The following is a 22,165-nucleotide window of genomic DNA, read 5'->3' as shown; positions in this document are numbered from 1 at the left end:
GGTCTTCGCCGGTGGTGACCACTGGTCGGGGTTCCGGCCCGACAAGATCAAGGCGCTGGTGGCCCAGGCCGCCGCCGTCGCCGTCTGACCACCAGCACGCACAGCACCAAGAAAGCCCGTGATGTTCTCCTTCCAGCTGCCCGACTCGTTCGTCTCCTCCTACACCGCCCGCCCCGTGCCGTGGGGCTATGCCGACGCCGCCGGGAACTCCCTCGGGGAGATCACCTTCCTGCGCACCTACTCCCGGCAGCGCGAGGACGGCACCAAGGAGCGCTGGCACGAGGTGTGCCGGCGCGTGGTCGAGGGCATGTTCTCCCTCCTCAAGGACCACATGACCAGCCGCCGGCTGCCGTGGGACGAGGACCGGTACCAGGCGATGGCCCGCGACGCCTACGAGCGGCTCTTCGAGCTCAAGTGGAGCCCGCCCGGCCGTGGCCTGTGGATCATGGGCACCCCGCTGGTCAACAAGATCGGCAACTCCGCCCCGCTGCAGAACTGTGCCTTCGTCTCGACGTCGGACATGACGCCGGAGGACCCCTCCACCCCCTTCACCTTCCTCATGGAGGCGTCGATGCTCGGCGTCGGTGTCGGGTTCGACACCGCCGGGGCAAAGCAGGACTTCACCATCCACGCCCCCACGGTGCACGAGTCCGCCACCGGCCTGGAGATCGACGCAGAGGGCCGGGCGCTGCCGCCCGTCGTCGAGCCGGGCACCCCGGTGTACACCATCCCGGACACCCGCGAGGGCTGGGTGGACTCCACCGCGATGGTCATCAACGCCTACCTGCGCGGTGACGTCCTGCCGGTCATGGACTACTCCCAGATCCGGCCCAAGGGCGCGCCGATCCGCACCTTCGGTGGCACCGCGGCCGGCCCCGAGCCGCTGCACCGGCTGCACACCGCGCTGCGCAAGATCTTCCACGGGCGCGGCGGCCAGCGGCTCACCAGCCGCGACATCGCCGACGTCGGCAACCTCATCGGCGTGTGCGTCGTCGCCGGCAACGTCCGCCGCTCGGCCGAGATCCTCCTCGGCGAGATCGACGACCCCGACTTCCTCGACCTGAAGAACCCCGAGGTCTTCCCCGAGCGCAACTCCTACGACCCGGAGAGCCCGGGCTGGGCGTGGATGTCGAACAACTCCGTGGTCGTCGACACCGAGACCGACCTCTCGCCGATCACCGAGGCGATCGCCCGCAACGGCGAGCCCGGCGTCATCTGGCTCGACACCACCCGCGCCTACGGCCGGCTCGCAGACCCCGCCGACCACAAGGACTACCGCGTCATGGGCTACAACCCGTGCGCGGAGCAGCCCCTGGAGTCCTTCGAGTGCTGCACCCTGGTGGAGACCTACCCCTCGCGGGCGGAGTCGAAGGAGGACCTGCTCGCCACGCTCAAGGTCGCCTTCCTCTACGGCAAGATCGTCACTCTGCTCCCCACCCACTGGGAGCGCACCAACGCGGTGATGCAGCGCAACCGCCGCGTCGGCACCTCGATGTCCGGCATCGCCGACTTCGTCGACAACCACGGCACCGAGGTCATGGCCGAGTGGATGGACGAGGGCTACCGGACCATCCAGCAGTGGGACACCGAGCTGTCGGAGATGCTCGCGGTGCGCGAGTCGATCCGCACCACCACGGTGAAGCCCTCCGGCACGGTGAGCATCGTTGCGGGCGTCTCCCCGGGCGTGCACTGGGCCCCGGGCGGCACCTACTTCAACCGCGCGATCCGCTTCCGCAACGAGGACCCGCTCGTCACGCTGTTCCGCGCCGCCGGGTACCGGGTGGAGCCGGCCAGCGAGGACCCGACCGGGACGTCGGTCATCTTCTTCCCGATCAAGTCGGCCGCACGCCGCTCGGAGAAGGAGGTCTCCCTCCGGGAGAAGGCCGAGCTCGCCGCGCTCGCGCAGAAGTACTGGTCGGACAACTCCGTGTCGGTCACCCTCTCCTTCGACCCGGAGACGGAGGGCGACCAGATCGGCGACATCCTCAAGGACTTCACCGGCCGCCTGAAGACCGCGTCCTTCCTGCCGCAGGGCAACTTCGTCTACCCCCAGATGCCGTACACGCAGATCACGGCCGAGGAGTACGAGGCGGCGTCCCAGCGGCTGCTCCCCGCCTACCTCGACGCCATCTACGACGGCGACACCGAGACCATCGACGCCATCGGCGAGGCGTTCTGCGAGACCGACGACTGCGAGTTCGACGGCATCAAGATCAACGCCGAGTTCAACGCCGCGTCGTCCTCCTGACGCAGCGGCTCAGCCGGTCTGCGCGGCGAGCCACTCGGTGAAGCCGAGCGAGCCGCGCGGGCCGGGACGGGTGGGCAGCAGGCCACCGGTCGCCAGGGCGCGACCGGTGGCCCCCGCCACCCGCACCGGGACGACCGGCCGGCGCAGGCCGCGCGCGGCCGACACGGCGCGGGCGAGGTCGACCAGCTCGTGCACCTCGGGCCCGGCGAGGTCCTCGACCATGCCCTGCGGCTCGCCCGCGGCCAGGGTGACGAGCCGGGCGGCGACGTCCGCGGCCGCCACCGGCAGCGTCCGCATCCGCGGCAGGAGCGCCAGCGGTCCCGGGACCCGGGCCAGCGTCTGGTCGACGAACTCGTGGAACTGCGTGGCCCGCTGCACCGTCGCGCCGACCGGCCCGCCCAGGGCGACCTTCTCCTGGAGCAGCTTGGCCTGGTAGTAGCCCAGACCCACCCGGTCCACCCCGACGATCGACAGCGTGACGACGTGACGCACGCCTGCGTCCCGGCCCAACCGCGCCAGGTTGGAGCTCACCGCCCCGAAGAACCTGGTGGCCCGTCGCCGGGAGAGCGTGGTGATGTTCGCGACGTCGACGACGGCGTCGACGCCTGTCAGTGCCCGCGCCAACCCCTCCGTGGTCACGAGGTCCACGCCGTGGGCGCGGGCGAGGACGACCGGCTCGTGCCCGGCGTCGCGCACCGCTCGCACGACGTGCCGCCCCACGACTCCGGTCCCACCTGCCACTGCGATGCGCACGTGCCCGACAGTACCGGGACGTAAGGTGCTCGGGTGCTGGGCTTCGCCGACCCCCTGCCCGGTCGACCGCGCCGGGTGCTCGTCGCCGGCGTCTCCGGCGCGGGCAAGTCCACGCTCGCCCACCGCGTGGCCGGTGCCGTCGGCGCCGAGCACGTCGAGCTCGACGCCCTCTTCCACGGCCCCGGGTGGCGGCCGCGGGACACGTTCGTCGCCGACGTCCGCTCGTTCGCGGCGCGGGAGCGCTGGGTGACGGAGTGGCAGTACGACGCGGTGCGGCCGCTCCTCACCGAGCGGGCCGACCTGCTCGTGTGGCTGGACCTGCCCTTCGCGACGGTGGTGCTCCCCCGCCTGGTGGGGCGTACGGTGCGGCGCCGGCTGCGGCGGGAGGTGCTGTGGAACGGCAACGTCGAGCCACCGCTGCACACCCTCCTCACCGACCACGAGCACGTGGTGCGCTGGGCCGTCGTCCATCGGGACAAGTACCTGAGCCGAGTACCGCCGCTCGAGGTGAGCCACCCTCACCTCACCGTCGTGCGGCTGCGTTCGCGACCGGAGGTCGACCGTTGGGTGGACGGTCCCCTCCGCGTCGCGGCCGGTGCCCGGTAGCCGTCCGCGGCGGCGCAGGAGCGCGGGGTCCGGGGTGGTCAGGGAAGAACCCTGAGGGACCCCGGCGGCAGAACCAGGGGACGACCAGGGTCGGCCCCCGATCCGCCCGTGCGGGGCCGGCCGGTTCACTGGTCCTCGAACCCGAGCCGGGGACCACCCCCGGCCGCACAGGACAGAGGAACAATGATCGAGGCACGAAACCTCACGAAACGCTACGGCGAGAAGACCGCCGTCGACGACGTCACCTTCACCATCCCCGCCGGCACGGTGACCGGCTTCCTCGGCCCGAACGGCGCCGGCAAGTCCACGACGATGCGGATGATCGTCGGCCTCGACCGCCCGACGTCGGGCACGGTCACCGTCAACGGGGCCCCCTACCCCCGCCACCGCGCCCCCCTGCGCGAGGTCGGCGCCCTCCTCGAGGCCCGCGCCGTCCACCCCGGCCGCACCGCCCGCTCCCACCTCACGGCGCTGGCGGCCAGCCACCGCATCCCCCGCAAGCGGGTGGACGAGGTCATCGAGATGACCGGGCTGGGCCCGGTGGCGAACAAGCGGGTCAAGGGCTTCTCCCTCGGCATGGGCCAGCGGCTGGGCATCGCCGTCGCGCTCCTCGGCGACCCGCACACCCTCATCCTCGACGAGCCGGTCAACGGGCTCGACCCCGAGGGCGTCACGTGGATCCGCACCCTCGTCCGGCAGCTCGCCGCCGAGGGGCGCACCGTGCTCCTGTCCTCCCACCTCATGAGCGAGATGGCGCAGACCGCCGACCAGCTCCTCGTCATCGGCCGCGGCCGTATCATCGCCGCCGGGCCGGTCCAGGAGGTCATCGACTCGGCGACCGGCGCCGTCGTCAAGGTGCGCTCGCCGCAGGCCACCGAGCTGGCGGCCCGCCTCGAGGTCGACGGTGCCCGCGTCCAGATCACCGCGGACGCCCTCGACGTGCGTGGCGCGTCGGTCGAGCAGGTCGGCACCCTCGCCGCCCGGCACGGCATCGTCCTGCACGAGCTGCGCCTCCAGCGCGCCAGCCTCGAGGAGGCCTACCTCAACCTCACCAGCTCCGCGGTCGAGTACCGCACCCAGAAGGAGATCGCAGCATGACCACCCTGGCGCAACGGCAGCACCCGAGCACGACGCAGACCCCGGCCCGCCGGCCGACCGGCCGGGCGGAGGTCGGTGAGCTGAGCTTCGGCGGTGTCCTGCGCGGTGAGTGGGTCAAGCTCCTCTCGCTGCGCTCCACGTGGTGGAACCTGGCCATCACGGTCACCGTCATGGCGCTCATCGCCCTGGCGGTGGCCAGCACCGTCGACGACTTCGTCGCCTACGCCGCCGAGGCGGGGCTGGAGCCGCACGGCCCCGAGCTCCTCATGTCCGGCTTCCAGTTCGGCATGGTGAGCATCGCGGTCCTCGGGGCGCTCCTCATCACCGGGGAGTTCTCCACGGGTATGGCGCGCTCGACCTTCGCCGCGGTCCCCACCCGGCTGCCGGTGCTGTGGGCCAAGGCCGTGGCGCTCGTCGTCGTCACTGCCGTGACGAGCGTGCTCAGCCTCGTCGTCGCGACGCTCGTCGCCTCCCCGTGGCTCTCCGAGCACGACCTGCTGCCGCAGCTCGACCAGGCGCACACCTGGTGGGCGTTCGGCGGGATGACCTACTTCTTCGTCGCCGTGGCGCTCGTCGCCCTCGGCCTGGGCACCGTCGTGCGGCACACCGCCGGCAGCATCACCGCCGTCCTCGGACTGCTCCTCCTCGTCCCCGGTGTCCTGCAGTTCGTCACCATCGACTGGGTGCAGGACCTGGTCAGCGTGACGCCGCTGCCCGCCGCGGTCGCGTTCGTCGGCACCTCCGGCCTCCAGGGCACCAACGAGGTGCTCAGCCCCTGGCAGGGAGTGGCCGTCGTCGGCGCCTACGCCGTGGTCGCCCTGGTGGCCGGCGCGATGAGCCTGCGCCGCCGCGACGTCTGAGTCAGTGCGGCTGGTGGCGGCGCGCGAGGAGCGCCGCCACCACGCCGGTCACGGCGAAGGACAGGGCCGCGGTGAGCACGACGAGCAGCGGGGCCGACCAGCCGCCCGTCGCCGCGTACACCGCCCCCACCAGCGGGGCCCCCGTGGCCGAGATGACGTAGCCGCCGGTCTGGACGCGCGCGGAGACGGTGGCCGCCTCGGCGTCGCTGCCGGTGACGCGCGCGATGATCGACAGGATCGCGGTGAACCCGCCACCCTGCCCGATCCCGCCGAGCACGGACCACAGCAGGTAGGCCTCGGGGGCCAGCAGCAGCCCGATCGGCATCGTCACCCAGCCGGCCGCGACGGTCGCGACCGGCACCCAGCCCGGGGCGCGCGCCGCCAGGGCCGGCACCCCGAACGCGCCGACGACCGCGAAGATCTGGAAGAGCGAGGCGGTGACCCCCGACGCCGCGGCATCCAGCCCGCGGGTGTCGGACAGCAGCGTCGGCAGCCAGGCGGACACGGCGTAGTAGGCGAAGGACTGGCCGCCGAAGGCGACGAGGAGCAGCCAGGAGATCCGCGACACCGACGGGGTCAGACGCACCGTGCCGCGCGTGGGCGGCGCGGCGTCGGCGGCTGCGGCCCGGGCGCGGCGGGCCAGCGGCCGCCAGTAGACCACCCCGGCGGCGGCGAGCAGCCCCCAGACGGCCAGCGCCCACCGCCAGCCGACCACGGAGGCGAGCGGCGCGGTGCCCAGCGAGGTGAGCATGGAGCCGACGTTCATCGCGGCCGTGTACAGCCCGGTGACCATCCCGGCCCGCTGCCAGGGCACGTCCCGCCGGATGAGCACCGGCACGACGATGTTGCCCACCATGATCGCCGCACCGATGATCGCGGTGCCGATGAGCACTGTCGGGGCCGGACCGGCGGACCGCACCACGGTGCCGAGGAGGACGCCGAGCAGGGTGAGCACGACGGCGCTGTCCGGTCCCACGCGCCGGATCACCCAGGAGGCCACCGGGCCGGCCAGCGCGAAACAGAGCACCGGCAGGCTGGTGAGCAGGCCGGCGACCGTGCTCGACAGCCCGAGGTCCTCGCGGATCGGCCCGAGCACCGGGGCCGGGGCGACGATCGGCCCGCGCAGGTTGACGGCGACGATGACGACGCCGAGGACCATGGTCCACGGCAGGACCCGGCGGGCGGGCGAGGGAAAATGCGTCATCACCTGTCGATGCTAGGTCGGGCCCGGCGATGCCCCGGGGTGAGTCCGCGCACTCCGACGCGCCGTGGCCGCGGGATCCCCGGCCCCGGCCGGATCGGGCGCCCGGGTGGTTATGACGAGGATCACCCGTCCGGATCGCATGCCGTCGGTCCGGGCGGGTCGGGCGGGGCGGGGTGCCTCCGGCATCGTGTGCAGGGTGCCCACGCCGCTGTCAGAGTTGTCCCATGACGGGGGACGAAGACCTGCTCGAGCGGGCGGCGAGGCACGGTCTTCAGCTGGAGGGGAGCTCGTTGCGCCACAATGACGCCGGGCTGGACTTCCACGTCGCCTACGCCGTCGACATCCACGGGCGGGAGTGGGTGCTGCGCGTCCCGCGCCGTCCGGACGTCTCGGCGGCCCTGGACCGGGAGGAGGCGATCCTCGCCTTCGCCTCCCGGCACCTCACCGTGGCGGTCCCGGACTGGCAGGTGCGGGCGAAGGACCTCGTCGCCTACCCGCTGCTGCCGGGGCGTCCGGGGCTCACCCTCGAGGGCGAGGAGGTGACGTGGCACCTCGACCCGGCCTCGGAGCGGTACGCCGCCGAGCTCGGCCGGCTGCTCGCGGCGCTGCATGCGGCACCGCTCGAGGAGGCCGCCGAGCTCGGCGTCGAGGTGCGCTCGCCGGACGAGGTGCGGGAGCGCTGGCGGGAGGACGTCGGTGTCGTGTGCGAGGAGTTCGACGTGCACCCCGCGCTGGAGGAGCGGCTCGCGGCGTGGCTGGCCGACGACGACCTGTGGCCGGAGGAGACCGTCTTCACCCATGGCGAGCTCTATCCCGCCCACGTCCTCGTCGACGAGGAGGACGGTGTCACCGGCGTGCTCGACTGGACCACCGCGCGGGGGGACGACCCCGCCCGTGACTTCATGTACCAGCAGGCCTTCGCCCCGCCGGAGGCGTTCGCGACCACGGTGCGGGCATACGTCGCCGCCGGCGGGGTGAGCTGGCCGCGGCTGGCCGAGCGGTGCGCGGCCCTCATGACCGCCGGACCGGTGGGCTACGGCCTGTACGCCCTGGCCACCGGGCGCCCCGAGCACCGGGCGGCCGCCCAGGCCCAGCTCGCCGCGGTGTGAGGCCTACTCCTCCTCGAGCGCCACCCCGCGGTACTCCGGCAGGAACAGCGCCCCGACCATGGCGAGGACGAACGCGACGCCGAAGGCGACGAACGCCACCCCCGAGCCACCCGACCTGATGAACCACGGGACGGCGAGCGGCGCGATGATCGAGGCGAGGCGGCCGAAGGCAGCCGCGCTGCCGGAGCCGGTACCGCGCAGCGCGGTCGGGTAGATCTCGGGGCTCACCGCGTACAGGGCGCCCCACGCCCCGAGGTTGAACGCGGACAGCGCCATCCCGGCGGCGAGGATCGTCGGCACCGTGTCCGCCTGGCCGAAGAGCACCGCCGCGACGGCCGAGCCGGCGAGGAAGCCCGCCAGGGTGGCGCGCCGGCCCCACTTCTCGATGAGGAAGGCGGCCAGGGCGTACCCGGGCAGCTGGGCGAGGGTGATGATCAGCGTGTACTCGAAGGACGCGACCAGGGAGAAGCCCTTGGCGATGAGCAGGGACGGCATCCAGATGAAGGCGCCGTAGTAGGCGAAGTTCACCCCGAACCACACGACCCACAGGGCGGCCGTGCGCCGGCGGAACCGGGCTGTCCACAACTGGCGCCAGTGCGGCGGGGCGGCGTCCTCGGTGACGACAGGGGAGGGCACCGGCTCCTGCCCCGCGGCCGACTCGTAGACGCGGACGGCGGCCTCCGCCTCGGCGACCCGGCCCTTGCGCTCGAGGAAGCGCACCGACTCGGGCATGCCGAGGCGCACGTAGATGGCGTAGAAGGCCGGGACCATCCCGATGACGAAGCCCCACCGCCAGCCGTTGTCCCCGGCGACGACGAAGTTGCCGATGAGGGCCGCGGCGATCCAGCCGACCGCCCAGAAGGCCTCGAGGATGACGACGATACGGCCGCGGATGCGCCGCGGCGCGAACTCGCTGACCAGCGTCGAGGCGACGGGCAGCTCGGCCCCGAGCCCCAGCCCGATGACGAAGCGTAGGACGATGAGCATGACGAGCCCGGTGGCCAGGGCGGACGCGCCGGTGGCCAGGCCGTAGACGAGCAGGGTGAGCGCGAAGACCTGCCGGCGGCCGATCCGGTCGGCGAGCAGGCCGCCGACGCTCGCGCCGATGGCCATCCCGACGAAGCCGACGGAGGCGAGCCAGGACTGCTCGGTGGCGGTCAGCCCCCACTCCTGGCCGAGGGCCGCGATGATGAAGGAGATGAGCCCGACGTCCATCGCGTCGAGCGCCCACCCGATCCCCGAGCCCCCGAGCAGCTTGCCGTGGGCGCGGGTGAAGGGGAGCCGGTCCAGCCGCTCGGCGCGGGTGAGCGACTGCCGGGCGGGGGCGTGCGGGGTGTGGCTGACCATGGCGGGGTCCTCGTGTGGGGGCGTGTGACGGGCCGAGCGTAGCACTTGATCTCACTCTGAGCATAAGCCCCCTGCCGAGACGGGTACGCCCGGCCGGTCACGCGGGCGGCCCGTCGGGGCCGCCGTGGACCGACCGGGCGCATCGTCCCGGTCCCTCGGTCAGCGACGGCCCAGCCGCATGGCGTCGAGCACGAGGCCGTGGATATCGGTGTTGTCCCGCACGTCGATCATCGCCCGGGCGCCCGGACCCTCGGCGCTCGCCGGGGTGGCGGCCCCGGTGTGGCCGCCCGTGGTCCAGTCGACCGTGAAGGTCTGGTCGGTGCCGGCGAGGGTGAAGGGACCCTCCTCCTCCTGCTCGCCCTCACCGGACTCGTCCTCGTCGTCGACGAGCTCGATGGCCAGCCCACCCGTCTCGTGGTCGCCCACGACGACGACGAGCGTGTCACCGTGCTCCGCGGCGAACTCGCGGGCCAGGGCGACGGTCTCGTCCAGCGCCTGCCCCGCCTGGATGAGCTCGGCGGCGTGACCGTGGTGGGCCATCTCGTCGATGCCTTCCTCCTCGATGAGGAGGAAGAACCCGTCCCGGTCGCGGGAGAGGATCTCCAGCGCCTTGGCTGCCATGTCCCGCAGCGGGACCGACGGCTCGTAGAGCGGGGCCGCGGGGCCGGTGTGCTCGAACATCTCCTCGTTGGCGAAGAGCCCGAGCAGCTTGCCGCGGCTCGGGGCGGCCGCGAGCTCCTCGGCCGAGGTGACGTACCGGTACCGCAGCTCCCGGGCACGCTCGACGAGGTTGCCCGCCGTGCCCTTGCTCGCCTCGGTCGGGTCGGACTCCGGGTTGTCGGGCCAGGCGCCCTCCTCACCCTCCGGGTACCACCAGTCCTCACCGCCGCCGAGGATGACCTCGACCCCGGTCTCCTCCAGGTACTGACGGGCGATCTCGCTCTGGTTCCCGCGGTCCTCGACGTGCGAGCCGAAGGCCGCCGGCGTGGCGTCGGTCACCTGCGACGTCGTCACCAGACCGGTGGACTTGCCGGCCCGCTCGGCCCGCTCGAGGAGCGTGGTCACCGGGTTGCCGTCGAGGTCGACCGCGATCGCTCCGTTGTAGGAGCGCACCCCGGTGGAGAACGCGGTCGCCCCCGCGGCGGAGTCGGTGACGACCTCCTCGGTGTCGGCGGGGTCGGTCTGCGCCCAGCCCTGGTACTGCAGCTGGTTCATCTCCAGCTCTGCGTCGCGGCCGACGGTGGCGAGCCGGATGAGCTCGCGGTGGGCGATGCCCATCCCGTCGCCGACGATGAAGATGACGTTCTTGGCGCGCTCCCGGTCCTTCCCGTGCCGGCCGTGGTCGCGGTCCCGGTGGTGGGCCCGCTCCTGGTGGCCCCGGTCGTCGTCCCAGCCGCCCCAGCCCTGGACGGCGGCACCTGCACCACCTGCCAGGACGAGCGCCAGCGCCGCCCCGACGACACGTACCCCATGCGTTGTCCGCACTCTCATCACTCTCCCCCGAGTCGAGGCCGTCCGCGCACACACCTGCACCGAAGCGGTCGGTGGTGGACGGCACGTTCGTGCCTCTCAGGGTGCTCCTCGATCCCCGGCTCGGCACGTCGGCGGCGTCGCGGACCGGGCGCGGCCGTCAGGCGAGCTGGACCGCCAGCAGGTGGGGGCCGCCCTCGCCGTCCACCGTGTAGCCGATGTCGAGCTTGTGCGGTCCCGGCTGCCCGCCGTCGGCGGCGATCCGGTCGAGCAGCCGACCGAAGGTGTCCGCGATCGCCCGTTCCGGCCCCTCGTGGATCGTCTGGACCCAGCGTCCCCCGGGGACGTAGGAGCAGACGCAGCCCGGGATGTGCAGCCGGCGGGCCTCCCGCGCCCCGGTGAGGGCGCCGAGGGTCTCGTGGTAGCGCCCGTCACCCAGGTCGACGCTCACCTCGGCCAGGGTGAGGTCCGAGTCCTGCCCGACCCGGTCGTGCAGTCGTCGCCATGCCTCGGGGACGAGCCGCCCGAGCTCGGCGAACGTCCCGATCACCGGGACGCCGACGATGACGGCGGGCCCCCGCTCCACCATCTCGATGTCGGTCACGTCGGGGAGGCTACCCGGCGGGAGCAGGACCGTCCACGGCGCGGCCTGCGAGCGCGTCGACGACGGCGGGCACGGCGGCGGGCGGCAGCTGGAGCAGCACGCCGGTCACCACCGTCCCCCGCCAGGTCGCGAGCTGGTCGCGGAGCTGTTCCGGGCGTCCCGCCAGGGCGACGTCGAGGACGAGCTCGGTGGGCACGGCGCGGGCGGCGCCCTCCCGGTCCCCGGCGACCCATCGGCGACGGACCTCGGCGCAGGCGGCCTCGTACCCCAGCCGCTCGACCGCCTCGCGGTGGAAGTTCGACCGCTCCGAGCCCATCCCGCCGATGTACAGCGCCAGGTGGGGCCGCACCCTGTCGGCCGCGGACTCGACGTCGGTGCCGACGGCCACCGGCAGGGAGGCGTTCACCTCGAACCGCTGGACCGGCGAGAGGTCGGGCGAACGGTTCGCGAACCCGCGCGCCAGCTGCTCGCGGGCCCAGCCGTCCAGGCGCGGGGAGAAGAACGCCGGGAGCCAGCCGTCGGCGATCTCCGCGGCCAGCGCGACGTTCCGCGGTCCCTGCGCCGCGAGGTGGATGGGCAGGTCCGGTCGGCGCGGGTGGACCGTGGCGCGCAGTGCCTTGCCCTCGCCGGTGGTGCCCTCCCCGTCGAGGGGCAGCCGGTAGTGCCGGCCCTGGGCCCGCACCGGACCCTCCCGCCGCAGCACCTGGCGGACGATGTCGACGTACTCCCGGGTGCGCTCGAGCGGGCGGGGGTAGGGGCGGCCGTACCAGCCCTCGACCACCTGCGGCCCGGAGGCGCCGAGCCCGAGGACGACGCGGCCGCCGGAGAGGTGGTCGAGGGTGAGGGCCGCCATCGCCGTCGCCGTCGGCGTGCGAGCGGAGAGCTGGGCGATGCCCGTGCCGAGCCGCACCCGCGAGGTGAGGGACCCCCACCAGGCGAGCGGCGTGAACGCGTCGGAGCCGTACGCCTCGGCGGTCCACACCGAGTCCAGCCCCGCCTCGTCGGCGAGCTCGACGGCGTGGGCCGCGCCCTCCGGCGGGCCGGCCGCCCAGTAGCCCAGGTGCAGCCCGACCCGCAGGGGGCGTGGCCCGGCGCTCACGCGGTCCTCGGCACGTGCGGCAGCACCTCGGCGGCGATGAGCTCGAGGTGGTCGAGGTCGCCGATGTCCAGGCACTGGAGGTAGACGCGGCTGATCCCCTGCTCGGCCAGGGCGCCCAGGCCGTCGAGCATCTCCTGGGGGCTGCCCGCCAGGCCGTTGCGGCGCAGTTCGGCGGGCCCACGGCCGATGGCCTCCGCCCGGCGCGCCATCTCCTGCTCGTCCTTGCCGATGCAGGCGACGAACGCGACGGAGTAGACGAGCTCGTCGGGGTCGCGGCCGAGCTCCTCGCACGCCGCACGGACCCGGTCTCGCTGGGGGACGATCTGGTCCTTCGGCGGGAAGGACTGGTTGTACTCGGCGGCGAAGCGAGCGGCGAGCCGCGGCGTGCGGCGCGGGCCGTTGCCGCCGATGATCACGGGCACCGGGTCCTGCACCGGCTTGGGCAGCGCGGGGGAGTCGACGACCTGGTAGTGCTCGCCGTCGTGGTCGAAGGTCTGCCCGACCGGCGTGGCCCACATCCCGGTGATGATCTCCAGCTGCTCGGTGAGCAGGCCGAACCGCTGGGGCGGGAAGGGGATGCCGTAGGCGCGGTGCTCCTCCTCGAACCAGCCCGCACCCAGCCCGAGCTCGACCCGGCCGCCGGACATGTCGTCGACCTGGGCGACCTGGACGGCGAGCACGCCCGGCTGGCGGAAGGTCGCCGACGTCACCAGGGTGCCCAGGCGGATCCGGGACGTCTCCCGGGCGATCCCGGCGAGTGTCGTCCAGGCGTCGGTCGGTCCGGGCAGCGGGTCGCCGTCGCCCATCCGCAGGAAGTGGTCGGAGCGGAAGAAGGCGGAGAAGCCGAGCTGCTCCGCGCGCTGGGCCATGGCGAGCTGGTCGGCGTAGGAGGCGCCCTGCTGAGGTTCGATGAAGATGCGAAGGTCCATGTGCCTAGCCTGCCAGGCAGGGCAGTACCCGCGGGTTCCTGGCCGTGGCCAAGGTGCCGTGGTGGACGAGCCACGGCCCCGCGGGTACCGGTGACTGCCGGGATCTCGCCGCCGTCCGGCGGTGGACCCGGGTCGAGTCCGTCCGACAGACGGCTAGCGGACAGCCACCTCACGCGTCCAAGTAGAGCTCATGTCTCGGACCACCTCCTTTCCCGTGTACCGCAGACGATATGTCCGCGGAGGCCGGGGTGTCACGGGGTTTTCGGTGTCCCCGATCCGAGCGTCGCCTCCGCCGTCCGCTGCGCGGTGACGAGGGTCGGACCCACCTCGGCGCCCCCGTGCAGCGTCTGCGCGAGCACCGGGCGCACCGCCTCGAGGGCCGCGTCGACCTGCGGCCCGCCGGCCGCGGTGACGGCGCGGTCCACGGCGAGGGCGGCGGCGGCGTCCACCCCCCGGTCCGCCCAGGCGCGGAGGAACAGCTCCTGGGCGCCGGCGGCGGCCGGGACACCCACGCCGTGGCTCGCCAGCGCCGACTGTCCGTCGCTCGAGGCGAGCCAGCGCAGCACCTCGGCGGTGGCCTCGGGGTCGTCGGTGGCGGCGTTGGCCGCCGCGCCGACGCCGTCGACCACCGAGACGGCACCCTCCGGGCCGGCGGGGACCGGGGCCACCGCCCACTCCACCTCCGCGTGCTCCGCGAGGTAGCGCATGTCGGCCGACGTCGACTGGAAGAGGGCGAGCCTGCCGGCGGCGAAGAGCTCGCGCGCCGGGACCGACTCGGGGTCCGTCGGCACGACGGGGAGCGCGGCGAGGTAGCCGAACGTCGCCTGGCCCTCCGGCCCGGCGAGGTCGAGGTCGGTGCCCGCCCGCGGGGCGCCGCCGAGCTGGGTGAGGTAGGTGAGCCAGACGGCAGGTGCCGTGAGGTCGGTGTTGATGCCGTGCTCGGCCACCGCGCCGGCGTCGAAGCCGTCCTCGGTCGCCGCCCGGCCCGCGGTGTCCCGGGTCAGCGCCCGGACGGCGGCCCGCAGCGTGTCGGCCGGGGCCGCTGCCGCCGCCACGGGCTGCTCGGCCGCTTCCGGTGCCGGCTCCTGCGGGTCGGTGTCGTCCCCCGCGGCGGGTGCGGCGTGCTCGGCCACGGCGGCCGGGTCCCAGGTGAGCGCCGTCGGGTCCACGCCCGCCTCCGCGACGAGGTCGGTGTTGTAGAAGAGCACCGTCGCGTCCCACACCTGCGGCACTGCCCAGAGTTCGCCGTCGCGGGTGTAGAGGTCGGTGACGGTGGCCTCCCACGGCTCGACGTCCTCGCCGAGCACCTCGCCCAGCGCGAGGAGGTCGCCCCCGTGCGCGTGCGCCGCGACGGCGTCGCTCGTGGTCCAGAAGATGTCGGCCATCGTGCCGGCCGCGAGGTCGGAGGCCACCCGCTCGGCGTACCCCTTGCGGGGCACGACCTCCACCTCGACGAAGATGTCGCGGTGGATCGCGTTGAAGGCGTCGAACGACTCCCGGTAGGCGTCGGCCGCGGCCTCGTCCCACAGCCGGAAGGTCACGCTCGACAGGCCGGCCGAGGCGGCGTCGACCACGGAGTCGTCGCCGGCAGGTTCACCGCACCCGGCCACCAGGGCTGCGACCAGGGCGAGCGCAGTACCCGCGCGGGTGCGCGCTCGGCGGTCCATGAACCCTCCCACGTGCGGCGTCACGGTCAAGGCTACCCCCGGGAAATGCCATGCCGTGACCGTTCGGATACGCCGCGCCGAGTGGCGTCACACCGTCCCATGACGGCCGGGGTGAGGGGCGAAACTTGCTGACGTGCAGGCAGCCGCCAGTGTCACTTCTTGACGCCACCTCACGGCTCGGCCACAGTAGGGCCGGACGGGTACCGCACCCGTCGGGCGATGCAAGGGGGCCGCGTGCACGGGCACAGTCAGCGCAGACATCTCACGGTGGTCGACGGCACCGCAGCTCGGTCGAGCACCGAGCAGTCGACGACCACCGCGCCGGCCCTCACTCTCGTCCGTCCCGCCCGGGAGGCTGCGCCCTACCCGTGGGGGCTCGCCGCGGCGACCTTCCTCCGGGAGACGGTCGCCGAGCTGCAACGCCGCACGCCCCAGGCGTGACCCTCGCCCACCCTGACGAAAGGACGACCATGACCCAACGTCGACACCGGACGTGGACGCCGGTGCTCGCCGCCGGTGCCGCCATCGCGGTGGCGGGGGGCGGCTTCGCCGTCGCCGCCCCGGGGGCTCCCCAGCCCGCCGCCCAGCCGGCCGCCCCGCAGGTGCTCCAGGCCACCGGGCCCACCGTCGAGCTCGGCATCGAGCGCCTGCTCTCCGACCCCGCCGAGCTCGCGCGGCTCGACGGCAAGCGCGTCGGCCTCATCACCAACCCCACCGGGGTGGACGCCGACCTCACCCACTCGGTCGACCTGCTCATCGCGGGGCAGGAGGAGGGCAACTACGAGCTCACCGCGCTCTACGCCCCCGAGCACGGCATCCTCGGCGGAGCCCCCGCCGGCGCCAACATCGAGAGCTACGTCGACCCGCGCACCGGGCTGACCGTGTGGTCGCTCTACGGGCGCACGCAGCGGCCCACCGAGGAGATGCTCGAGGACGTCGACGTCCTCCTCTTCGACATCCAGGACATCGGGGCCCGCTTCTACACCTACATCTGGACGATGTACTACGCGATGGACGCCGCGGCCGAGTTCGACAAGGGCTTCATCGTGCTGGACCGACCGAACCCGCTCGGTGACCGCATGGACGGGCCGGTCCTCGACCCCGCGCTGTCGTCGTTCGTCGGGCTGCGGGAGATCCCCATGCAGCACGGCCTCACGGTCGGTGAGCTCGCCTCCCTGTTCAACGGGGAGTTCCTCCCCGAGCCGGTCGAGGACTTCCACGTCGTCGAGCTCACCGGCTACGACCCGGACGACTTCGTCACCGGGTACGGCCTGGAGTGGGTGGCTCCCTCGCCGAACATCCCCACCATCGAGACGGCGTGGGTGTACGTCGGTACCGGCCTCATCGAGTCGCTGGACGCCTCGGAGGGCCGCGGCACCACGAAGCCGTTCCTGTGGATCGGTCACGGGGAGATCGACGAGGTCGAGGCCTACGACCTCGCCGCCGACCTCAACTCCCGCGGTCTCGAAGGGGTCCACTTCCGCCCCATGTTCGCCAACCCGACGACGAGCAAGCAGGCCGGGCGGCTCTCCGGCGGCGTGGAGATCCACATCACCGACCCCGCCGCCTACGTCCCGGTGCGCACCGGTCTGCACGTGCTCCAGGCCTTCTACGACACCGAGGGCGTGGACTGGCGGGAGGAGACGAACCTCTACCCCAACGCGACGTGCGACGCGGAGAGCGACATCTGCTGGATCGACCGGCTCAGCGGCGACAAGAGCGTGCGCATGCAGCTCGAGGCGGGCGTCCACCCTGACGAGATCATCGCCGGGTGGGCGGACGACCTCGCCGCCTTCGACGAGCTGGCGGACGGGTACCGGCTCTACGACCTGTCGATCGACCGGCTCCGGGAGGCGCTCGACGAGCACGTCACCCACGGTGACGGCGGGGGCCCCGTCCTGCGGCTGCTGACCACCGCGTTGGACCAGGCCGAGCGGCACCTCGCCGCCGGACGCAGCCGGCAGGCCCAGGGCGCGCTGGACCGGTTCGTCCAGCACCTGGACCACCCGAAGCGCAGCGCCGTCCTCACCGACGAGGCGGCCGAGCACCTGCGGGCGCTCGCGCTCCAAGTACGGTCGTCGCTCGACGGCTGACGGCCGGCGGGCCTGGGGCGGGGGGTGCCCCGGGCCCGCCCGTGCCCGTGACACCGGGCCGTCCGCGGGCGGCCCACGACGAGGGAGGAGGAGGTCGATGGTCGCCCTGGCCGAGATCGGCCGCGCCGCCGGGCCGGGCGCCCTGAGCACGCGCGAGGTCGACGTCGCCCGGCTGGCGCACGACGCCTCGCACTACCTCCTGCGCCCCCGCGCCGTCGTCACGGCCACCTCCACCGAGCAGGTCGCTGCGGTGATGGCGGCCGCGGGCCGGGCCGGCGTCCCGCTCACCTTCCGGGCCGGTGGCACCAGCCTGTCCGGTCAGGCGGTGACCGACGGCGTCCTCCTCGACGTGCGCCGCCACCAGCAGGACGTCGAGGTCCTCGACGACGGCGCCCGGGTGCGCTGCGCGCCCGGCGCCGTGCTGCGGCGGGTCAACGCGGCGCTGGCCCGGTACGGGCGCCGGCTCGGCCCCGACCCGGCGAGCGAGATCGCCTGCACGGTCGGCGGCGTCGTCGCCAACAACTCCTCCGGGATGACGTCCGGCACGGCGGCCACCGCCTACCGCACGCTCGACTCGATGGTGCTCGTCCTGCCCAGCGGCACCGTCGTCGACACCGCCGCGCCCCACGCCGACGCCCTCCTCGCCACCCGGGAGCCCGAGCTCCACGCCGGGCTGCTGCGGCTGCGTGACCACGTCCGCTCCCGGCCCGACCTGCGCCGCCGTATCGAGCAGCAGTTCGCGATGAAGAACACCATGGGCTACGGGCTCAACGCGCTGCTCGACCACGACGCAGCCGTCGACATCCTCGCCCACCTCGTCGTCGGCTCGGAGGGCACGCTCGCCTACCTCGCCGAGGTCACCCTGCGCACCGTGCCCGCCCTGCCGCACGCCGCCACCGCGCTGCTCGTCCTCGACTCCATCGGCGCCGCCACCGACGCGCTGCCACACGTGGCGGCGACCGGGGCGGTGGCCGTCGAGCTCATGGACGCCGCCGCGCTGCGGGTGGCCCAGCGCGACCGGCGTGCCGACCCGGTGCTCCGCGGGCTCACCGTGGACCGGCACACCGCCCTCCTCGTCGAGCTCCAGCACGCGAGCCCGGAGGGGCTGGCCGAGCTGGTGGGCGCCGCCGAGCCGGTGCTCGCCGGGCTCGACCCGGCCGCCGCCACCGCGCTCACCGTCGACGCGCGGGCCCGGGCCGCGATGTGGCAGGTGCGCAAGGGCCTGTACGCCGCCGTCGCCGGGGCCCGTCCCGCGGGCACCACCGCGATGCTCGAGGACGTCGTCGTGCCCGGGCCCGCCCTGAGCGGGACGGTGCGCTCCCTCCAGGGCCTGCTCGCGCGCTACGGCTACACCGACGCCGTGACGTTCGGGCACGCCAAGGACGCCAACCTCCACTTCATGATCAACCCCGACCTGGCCGACCCCCGGGCCCGGGACGCCTACGCCGCCTTCAGCGAGGAGCTCGCCGCGCTCGTCCTCGACGCCGGCGGCTCGCTCAAGGCCGAGCACGGCACCGGCCGGATGATGGCCCCGTTCGTCGAGCGGCAGTACGGTCCCGAGCTCTACGCCGTCATGCGGGAGATCAAGCGGCTGTGCGACCCGCGCGGCATCCTCGCCCCCGGCGTCGTCATCTCCGACGACCCGACGATCCACCTGCGCGACCTCAAGCGCTACCCGCGCGTCCACCCCGAGCTCGACCGCTGCGTCGAGTGCGGGTTCTGCGAGCCGGTCTGCCCGTCCCGGCACACGACCACGACGCCGCGGCAGCGCATCGCCCTGCTCCGCGAGGCTGCCGACGCGACACCCGAGCGCCGCGCCGCCATCGAGCGCGACTACGACTACGCGGCGGTCCAGACCTGTGCCGCCGACTCGCTGTGCCGCGTCGCCTGCCCGGTCGACATCGACACCGGGGCGGTGATGAAGCAGCGCCGCGCCGCCGCCAACGGGCCGCTCGCGCAGGCGGTCGGACGCCGGCTCGCGGGGGCGTGGGAGCCGGTGACGGCGGCGCTGCGGGGGGCGCTCGCCGTCGCCGACCACGTCCCCGGCCCGGTGCTCGACGCGGCGACGACGGCGGTGCGCGCCGTCGTGGGGGAGCGCGGTCGGGACCTCGTGCCGCACGCCGACGGGAGGCTGCCCGGCCCGGGCCGGCCCCGCAGCACCCTCCTCCCCACCCGTCACACCGTCACCCACACCCCACGTCCCGCCGAGAGCCCACTTTCCACCGAGAGCCCAGTTCCCGCCGAGAGCTCACTTTCCGCCGAGAGCTCACTTCTCGCCGAGAGCCCAGTTCCCACCGAGAGCCCACTTCTCGGCAGCAGGCGATCGGCAGCCGCCGTCAGGAGGCCGCACGAGGCGGTGTTCTTCCCCGCCTGTATCGGCTCGCTCTTCGCGGCGGAGGGGGGCGGCATCGGGGCCGGCCGCGCATTCGTCGAGCTGTGCACCCGCGCCGGGGTCCGGCTCGCGGTGCCGCAGGACATCGACGGCCTGTGTTGCGGCACCGTGTGGGAGTCCAAGGGTCTGGTCGACGGCGCGGCGGCGATGGCCGGACGGGTCGCCGCCTCGGTCTGGGAGCTGACCGACGGCGGCCGCCTCCCGCTCGTCTGCGACGCCGCCAGCTGCACGCACGGGCTGCGTGCCGTCGCCGCCCGGCTCACCGGAGCGGCGGCCGAGCGGTGGGCCCGGGTGCGGGTCGTCGACGCCGTGACCTTCACCCGCGAGCACCTGCTGGGGCGGCTCGCGGTGGCGGACTCGGCGCGCCTGGACCGGGTGGTCGTCCACCCGACCTGCTCCACGGTGCACCTCGAGGCGGTGGAGGACCTGACGGCCGTGGCCTCCGCCGGCGCCCGCGAGGTCGTCGTACCGGACGAGTGGGGGTGCTGCGGCACGGCCGGGGACCGCGGCATGCTCCACCCCGAGCTGCCGGCCGGGGCCACCGAGCGGGAGGCGGCCGAGATCGCCGCCGCGGAGGGGGCGGCCGGGCCGTTCGACGCTTACGTCTCGTGCAACCGCACCTGCGAGATGGGGATGAGCGCCGCGACCGGTCGCCCCTACCGCCACGTGCTCGAGGTTCTCGAGGAGCTCACCCGCGCCGGGCCTCCCCGGGCCGCCTGGGCGGCCAGCTCGGAACCTCGTGGCCGGCGCTGAGGCACGACCGGGCAGGGATCTGCCGACCGATGGATGAGGTCGCTCCGTGCCCGATCACGCAATCGTGGACGCCCGGACGGGGTCGGCGTCATTCCGTATACGATTGTTGCGGACATCGTCGACGCGACGCCCGCCCAGGAGGACGAAGACGCCTGGATCGCGCAGCGCGTCGCCGCAGGGCACGCCATCGAGGGCCTCTCCCCGATGAACCGCGAGTGGCGCGCACGCTACGAGAAGGACAAGGGATGACCACGCTCGACAACGAGACCATCACCGCCATCGCCGACGAGCTCGCCGCGGCGGAGCGGGACCGTACGACGGTGCCGCTCCTGACGGCCCGCTACCCGGGCATGACGGTGGACGACTCCTACGCCGTCCAGAACGAGTGGCGCCGGCGGGGTGTGGCGGCGGGACGCCGGCTCGTCGGGCGCAAGATCGGGCTGACCTCCCGCGTGATGCAGGAGGCCACGGGGATCACCGAGCCGGACTACGGCGCAATCTTCGCCGACGCGGTCTTCGAGAACGGCTCGGTCATCGAGTACGACCAGTTCTCCAACGTCCGCATCGAGGTCGAGCTCGCCTTCCGGCTCTCCGACTCCCTCGAGGGCCCGGACGTCACCGTGTTCGACGTGCTCAACGCCACCGAGTACGTCGTGCCCGCGTTGGAGATCCTCTCCTCGCGAATCGAGCTCAAGGGCCGCACCATCGTCGACACCATCAGCGACAACGCGGCCTTCGGCGGCCTGGTCTACGGCGGCAACCCGGTCGAGCCCGGCGCCGTCGACCTGCGCTGGGTCTCCGCACTGCTCTACCGCAACGAGGTCATCGAGGAGTCCGGCGTGGCCGCCGCGGTGCTCAACCACCCGGCGACCGGCGTGGCCTGGCTGGCCAACAAGCTGGCCCAGCACGGCGACCGCCTCGAGGCCGGCGAGATCGTCCTCGCCGGGTCCTTCACTCGCCCGATGTGGGTGTCGAAGGGCGACACGGTGCTCGCCGACTACCGGGAGATGGGGACGATCTCGTGCCGCTTCGTGTGACGCTGCGCGACGCGCTGGCCCAGTCCTCCCGGCCGCTGGCCGGCATCTGGATCTGCTCCGGGAGCCCGGTGGCGGCGGAGATCGTTGCCGGCTCGGGCATCGACTGGGTGCTCATCGACCAGGAGCACGGACCCAACGACCTGGGCACCACTCTCACCCAGCTCCAGGTGGTCGCGGCCTACCCGGTGACCCCGGTGGTCCGCGTCCCTTCGCACGACCCGGTGACGATCAAGCAGGTGCTCGACCTCGGTGCCCAGACGCTCCTCGTCCCGATGGTCTCCTCCGCCGACCAGGCGCGGGAGCTGGTCCGGGCGGTGCACTACCCGCCGCGCGGCATCCGCGGGGTGGGCTCGGCGCTGGCCCGCTCGGCGCGGTGGAACCGGGTGGACGGGTATCTCACCGACGCGGCCGAGCACGTGTCCCTGTTCGTCCAGATCGAGACGGCCGAGGGTGTCGACGCCGCGGCGGAGATCGCCGCAGTCGACGGGGTGGACGGCGTCTTCGTCGGGCCGTCCGACCTCGCCGCCTCGATGGGGGTCATCGGGCAGCAGACCCATCCCGACGTCGTCGCCAACGTGCACCGGACGTTCGAGGCGGTCCGGGCAGCCGGCAAACCGGTGGGCGTCAATGCCTTCGACCCGGCGATGGCCCGGTCCTACCTCGACGCCGGGGCGTCCTTCGTGCTCGTCGGCGCCGACGTCGCGATCCTCGCCCGCGGCACCGAGGCGCTCGCGGCGAAGTTCAGCACGGGCACGGGTGAGGAGCGCGCGTCGTACTGAGCGCGGGCACACGGGCGGGAGAGCGCCGGCCGGATGCCTGGGTGCCGCTTCGGCGGCGGATCGCAGGACGCGCGGCGGCCGAGAGGGAGTGTCGTTCCGGAGACGTCAGACTGACTC

19 protein-coding genes are annotated in these 22,165 nt (G+C 73.7%); 11 read left to right on the top strand and 8 right to left on the bottom strand.

Features of this window, described 5'->3' with window-relative positions; translation table 11 throughout:
- Positions 1–121: 121 nt before the first annotated feature.
- On the top strand, positions 122–2,248 hold the full coding sequence (nrdJ, locus tag Q0195_RS00750; RefSeq protein ID WP_299273225.1) for a ribonucleoside-triphosphate reductase, adenosylcobalamin-dependent: 2,127 nt from the start codon (positions 122–124) through the stop codon (positions 2,246–2,248).
- Positions 2,249–2,257: 9 nt separating this feature from the next.
- On the opposite strand, the gene Q0195_RS00745 is transcribed toward nrdJ, so the two are convergent.
- On the bottom strand, positions 2,258–3,001 hold the full coding sequence (locus Q0195_RS00745) for an NAD-dependent epimerase/dehydratase family protein (RefSeq protein ID WP_299273222.1): 744 nt from the start codon (positions 2,999–3,001) through the stop codon (positions 2,258–2,260).
- 33 nt (positions 3,002–3,034) lie between these two features.
- Between Q0195_RS00745 and Q0195_RS00740 the strand changes: the two genes are divergently transcribed.
- From Q0195_RS00740 to Q0195_RS00730, 3 genes are all read left to right on the top strand, one after another.
- On the top strand, positions 3,035–3,607 hold the full coding sequence (locus Q0195_RS00740) for an AAA family ATPase (RefSeq protein WP_299273220.1): 573 nt from the start codon (positions 3,035–3,037) through the stop codon (positions 3,605–3,607).
- Between the two features lie 183 nt (positions 3,608–3,790).
- Positions 3,791–4,705 (top strand): ABC transporter ATP-binding protein, encoded by a 915-nt coding sequence (locus tag Q0195_RS00735; RefSeq protein ID WP_299273217.1) that lies wholly within the window; start codon positions 3,791–3,793, stop codon positions 4,703–4,705.
- On the top strand, positions 4,702–5,565 hold the full coding sequence (locus tag Q0195_RS00730) for an ABC transporter permease (RefSeq protein WP_299273214.1): 864 nt from the start codon (positions 4,702–4,704) through the stop codon (positions 5,563–5,565). The genes Q0195_RS00735 and Q0195_RS00730 overlap by 4 nt, the downstream gene beginning before the upstream one ends.
- 1 nt (position 5,566) lies before the next feature.
- Here Q0195_RS00730 and Q0195_RS00725 read toward each other — a convergent pair whose 3' ends face one another.
- The gene (locus tag Q0195_RS00725) at positions 5,567–6,769 is read right to left on the bottom strand and encodes an MFS transporter (protein WP_299273231.1); all 1,203 of its coding nucleotides are present in this window, start codon (positions 6,767–6,769) and stop codon (positions 5,567–5,569) included.
- A 224-nt stretch (positions 6,770–6,993) separates the two neighbouring features.
- Between Q0195_RS00725 and Q0195_RS00720 the strand changes: the two genes are divergently transcribed.
- Positions 6,994–7,878, top strand: coding sequence for a macrolide 2'-phosphotransferase (locus Q0195_RS00720; protein ID WP_299273212.1), 885 nt, complete (start codon positions 6,994–6,996; stop codon positions 7,876–7,878).
- A gap of 3 nt (positions 7,879–7,881) precedes the next feature.
- On the opposite strand, the gene Q0195_RS00715 is transcribed toward Q0195_RS00720, so the two are convergent.
- The 6 genes from Q0195_RS00715 to Q0195_RS00690 form a co-directional block, all read right to left on the bottom strand.
- On the bottom strand, positions 7,882–9,225 hold the full coding sequence (locus Q0195_RS00715) for an MFS transporter (protein WP_299273210.1): 1,344 nt from the start codon (positions 9,223–9,225) through the stop codon (positions 7,882–7,884).
- Positions 9,226–9,384: 159 nt separating this feature from the next.
- Positions 9,385–10,710 carry an alkaline phosphatase gene (locus tag Q0195_RS00710; protein WP_299273208.1) on the bottom strand — a complete coding sequence of 442 codons (1,326 nt, stop codon included), beginning with the start codon at positions 10,708–10,710 and terminating at the stop codon, positions 9,385–9,387.
- Positions 10,711–10,855: 145 nt separating this feature from the next.
- Entirely contained in the window at positions 10,856–11,299 is a 444-nt protein-coding gene (locus Q0195_RS00705; RefSeq protein ID WP_299273206.1) for a GyrI-like domain-containing protein, read from the bottom strand.
- Positions 11,300–11,309: 10 nt separating this feature from the next.
- Positions 11,310–12,377, bottom strand: a complete 1,068-nt coding sequence (locus Q0195_RS00700) for an LLM class F420-dependent oxidoreductase (protein ID WP_299273228.1) — start codon at positions 12,375–12,377, stop codon at positions 11,310–11,312.
- Positions 12,378–12,394: 17 nt separating this feature from the next.
- A complete protein-coding gene (locus tag Q0195_RS00695) occupies positions 12,395–13,327 on the bottom strand; it encodes an LLM class F420-dependent oxidoreductase (RefSeq protein WP_299273204.1) in 933 nt (310 codons plus the stop codon).
- A 251-nt stretch (positions 13,328–13,578) separates the two neighbouring features.
- Positions 13,579–14,994, bottom strand: a complete 1,416-nt coding sequence (locus Q0195_RS00690) for an extracellular solute-binding protein (RefSeq protein WP_299273202.1) — start codon at positions 14,992–14,994, stop codon at positions 13,579–13,581.
- 234 nt (positions 14,995–15,228) lie between these two features.
- Here Q0195_RS00690 and Q0195_RS00685 point away from each other — a divergent pair, with 234 nt between their 5' ends.
- The 6 genes from Q0195_RS00685 to Q0195_RS00660 all read left to right on the top strand — a co-directional run bounded on the left by Q0195_RS00685 (position 15,229) and on the right by Q0195_RS00660 (position 22,048).
- Positions 15,229–15,435, top strand: a complete 207-nt coding sequence (locus Q0195_RS00685; protein ID WP_299273199.1) for a hypothetical protein — start codon at positions 15,229–15,231, stop codon at positions 15,433–15,435.
- A gap of 29 nt (positions 15,436–15,464) precedes the next feature.
- Positions 15,465–17,087: a DUF1343 domain-containing protein gene (locus Q0195_RS00680; protein WP_299273196.1), complete on the top strand. Its 1,623-nt coding sequence runs from the start codon at positions 15,465–15,467 to the stop codon at positions 17,085–17,087.
- A gap of 97 nt (positions 17,088–17,184) precedes the next feature.
- On the top strand, positions 17,185–20,232 hold the full coding sequence (locus tag Q0195_RS00675) for an FAD-binding and (Fe-S)-binding domain-containing protein (protein WP_299273194.1): 3,048 nt from the start codon (positions 17,185–17,187) through the stop codon (positions 20,230–20,232).
- 33 nt (positions 20,233–20,265) lie between these two features.
- Positions 20,266–20,481, top strand: a complete 216-nt coding sequence (locus tag Q0195_RS00670) for a hypothetical protein (RefSeq protein ID WP_299273191.1) — start codon at positions 20,266–20,268, stop codon at positions 20,479–20,481.
- Positions 20,478–21,269 carry a 2-oxo-hept-4-ene-1,7-dioate hydratase gene (hpaH, locus tag Q0195_RS00665; RefSeq protein ID WP_299273188.1) on the top strand — a complete coding sequence of 264 codons (792 nt, stop codon included), beginning with the start codon at positions 20,478–20,480 and terminating at the stop codon, positions 21,267–21,269. The genes Q0195_RS00670 and hpaH overlap by 4 nt, the downstream gene beginning before the upstream one ends.
- On the top strand, positions 21,254–22,048 hold the full coding sequence (locus tag Q0195_RS00660) for an HpcH/HpaI aldolase/citrate lyase family protein (RefSeq protein WP_299273186.1): 795 nt from the start codon (positions 21,254–21,256) through the stop codon (positions 22,046–22,048). Before hpaH ends, Q0195_RS00660 begins: the two co-directional genes overlap by 16 nt.
- Positions 22,049–22,165 lie beyond the last annotated feature (117 nt).

It is taken from the genome of uncultured Georgenia sp. (assembly GCF_937958535.1).
In the GTDB taxonomy this organism is placed as follows: domain Bacteria; phylum Actinomycetota; class Actinomycetes; order Actinomycetales; family Actinomycetaceae; genus Oceanitalea.
This window is presented reverse-complemented; position numbering and strand designations above follow the sequence as displayed.